This is a genomic window from Vibrio clamense, from assembly GCF_050337905.1.
Classification (GTDB): domain Bacteria; phylum Pseudomonadota; class Gammaproteobacteria; order Enterobacterales; family Vibrionaceae; genus Vibrio; species Vibrio cortegadensis.
This window is the reverse complement of the sequence record NZ_JAKJTJ010000054.1, coordinates 1-2711: the sequence shown is the minus strand read 5'-3', so window position 1 is coordinate 2711 and position 2711 is coordinate 1. Positions and strand designations below refer to the sequence as shown.

The 2711-nt window shown below is 40.1% G+C and carries 3 protein-coding genes; all 3 read right to left on the bottom strand.

Features of this window, described 5'->3' with window-relative positions; genetic code table 11:
• A partial coding sequence (locus L4C39_RS19915) for a GNAT family N-acetyltransferase (protein ID WP_429747722.1) occupies positions 1 to 277 on the bottom strand: 277 nt, incomplete at its 3' end.
• Positions 278 to 420: 143 nt separating this feature from the next.
• Positions 421 to 1068, bottom strand: a complete 648-nt coding sequence (locus L4C39_RS19910; protein ID WP_429747724.1) for an HAD family hydrolase — start codon at positions 1066 to 1068, stop codon at positions 421 to 423.
• Positions 1069 to 1784: 716 nt separating this feature from the next.
• On the bottom strand, positions 1785 to 2456 hold the full coding sequence (locus L4C39_RS19905) for a hypothetical protein (protein WP_429747720.1): 672 nt from the start codon (positions 2454 to 2456) through the stop codon (positions 1785 to 1787).
• Positions 2457 to 2711 lie beyond the last annotated feature (255 nt).

Genomic DNA, 2711 nt, shown 5'->3' with positions numbered 1-2711 from the left:
ACTCACTAGCAATGCCCTGGCCGCGCAACTCTGGCGAAACAAAGACAGCATTAAACCAAATGACATCTGAACTTCCATGTGGCTCTTTAAAACGAGAATAAGCCAATCCACCGATAACTTCGTTGTTTATCAAAGCGACCAAAACAGGAGGAAGATTAGCTTCAGGTTTATAGGTATCAACGAAGAAAAAGTCAGACCATTCACTTTGAAATAACCTTTCTAGATCAGCCCAATACGGACTATTCTCATCACAAACTCTGAATACTAACTTGTTCATATTCGATTATTTCCTAAAAGCGTATAACGCCCAATTAAGGTGCGACAACGCTATAACACCCAAGCTAAACCATTGCGCCGTAAACACAAATTTCAAACCGGAGTGAAGTCGGCAAGCGTTAGGAGTCACTCTTAAATTGTTTGTTATACGAACATTTCCTCATATGTGCTGATTGCTTTAAATGCACCGCTTAGATCATTTTTACCATTAAAGTCATGCTTAACAGCAATGACGTCACAGCCACTAGATTTACCAGCACGAATACCCGCTGTGGAATCTTCAAACACAATGGTTTGCTCAGGTGAAGCCGCTAATTTACCAAGAGCTAAAGTATAGGCTTCAGGATCAGGTTTATGCTTAGTTACGTGCTCCTGCGTGATAACAAGGTCAAAAGCATTCTCTAGCTGCAACGAGGCTAAAATATTATCCACCATCCATGTTGCTGCTGAACTAACAACTCCACACTTTTTACCTGCTAGTTTTAACTGTTCTATGTAAGCCTTAGCCCCAACATTTAGCTCAAGATCATCATTGAGCATCTGTTCGTAATGAGTTCGAAAGTAGCAATTAAACTCTGTTAAGTCAGGAGCAATATTTGCATTTTCAAAGAAGTGACCCGTTACAACCTGCCAACTTTCACCCATAACATCTTTGTAAATGTTGTGGTCTACGTGTGCGCCATAATCCAAACACGCTAATGCTAACGCTTTGCCCTTTAAAGGCTCTGAATTTACTAATGTTCCGTCCATATCGAACAGATAAACTTCATAATCTTTCAATTCACTCTCCATGTTAAATTTTTCGAGTTCGTATAACGCCCAATTAAGGTGCGACAACGCTATAACACCCAAGCTAAACCATTGCACCGTAAACACAAATTTCAAACCGGAGTAAACTCGCCACGCGTTGGGAGTCACTCTTAAATTGTTTGTTATATTGCCCGCACGACAGAGCCAAGTTTAGCGCCAAGGTGCTGAATTGGTTACAAATCTACTGGTTCTGAACTCAGAAGTAAAACGGATAGCTCGAAACTCAATCATAAACAACAAAACCCACTTGGCTAAGAAACGAAATGAGCTGAAATTGGAGTCATTCGAAGAGCCAGAATAGCAAAGAATTCGAGCGAGTAACCTGACAGCAAAGTGCGCTGAAGCCACGATTTTCAATGAAGTTCCCACCAAAAAGAAACCGCGCAAAATGAACTTGAGCCAACAAAACTTACTAACGAGGAGACTTGCGTGACGTTGCAGCTAATTAGCCGACAAACTTTCTACGTGCGATGGTCATTTTGATGGCATTTTTCACGAAAAGAATAGGTGTGTAGTTCGGACGCAGAACAAAGATAAACAGATAATTTAACCCTTTGAATCTTATGCAATATAACGCCGCATTAAGGGGTGAACAACGCCTCCACCTAACCTAAAGCATTGTACCGTAAACACTAAATTTGAAGTAGAAACAAAAATGCCAAGCGTTGAGAATCCCTCTTAAATGCTTTGTTAAGTTTCTATTTCAACTCATGAACTCTCCCAGTAAAACGCTGAGCAGCCCAATCTAATGATTGAAGAACTAAAACATATTTACGCTCACCTACTGAAAATGGCCAACTATCACCAGGTTTAGAGTCCTTTCTAGATTTACCTTCACCATTTGGGAAGCTTACATTTGTCTGAGCAGTGAGTTCATATTCAATTGTTTGCACTCCAAGAACAACTTGGGTTTGTGGATCAATAAATGATTCACCAACTTTAAGTGTTCGCCAATAAACATAAACTGCTTCTTCTGGTTGTTCTGGTTGTTCTGGTTGCTCAATATTATTGCCTTGTTGTTCTGCTACTTGTAATTCCCCCTCTAGTGATGCAACTTTACGATTCAACTTCTCTAGCTCAACCTCGTAAAATGGAAGGGTATTAGGTGTCGATTCTAACCATCTCAAGTACTTTTTATTTTCCTCTATCAGCAGGTCTCGCTGAGCAAGCAAAACACTATTTCTAGCCAACACTTCTTTGGTCTCTGCTTGATACTTCTGAGCTTTTGTTTCTACTAACTTAATTTTATTTTCGTCAAAAACAAAAAAGAATGCTGCCCAAGTAGCAGCCGCAACTACAAACGTATGACTTATAACCGTTTTAGTTGGATTATTTTCAAACCAATTGCTCAATTTTTTTAGTCTCTCCATTATGTCAACCTGTTGCCAAATTTATAGATTCCGACAGGAACTTAACGCCCAATTAAGGTGCGACAACGCTATAAAACCTAGGCTAAACCATTGCACCGTAAACACAAATTTCAAACCGGAGTGAAATCGGCAAGCGTTAGGAGTCACTCTTAAATTGTTTGTTAGAAGCACGTTTTCGAATAAATCACCGTACTATCGAGTTCACCTGATGGCAAACGCCTTGCATTAACTAGCTGCCCTTCAAGCCCATAGCCG

Bases quoted from the DNA above. Each gene is read 5' to 3' on its own strand.
- L4C39_RS19910 (WP_429747724.1), bottom strand. From the start codon at position 1,068: ATGGAGAGTGAATTGAAAGATTATGAAGTTTATCTGTTCGATATGGAC.
- L4C39_RS19905 (WP_429747720.1), bottom strand. From the start codon at position 2,456: ATGGAGAGACTAAAAAAATTGAGCAATTGGTTTGAAAATAATCCAACT.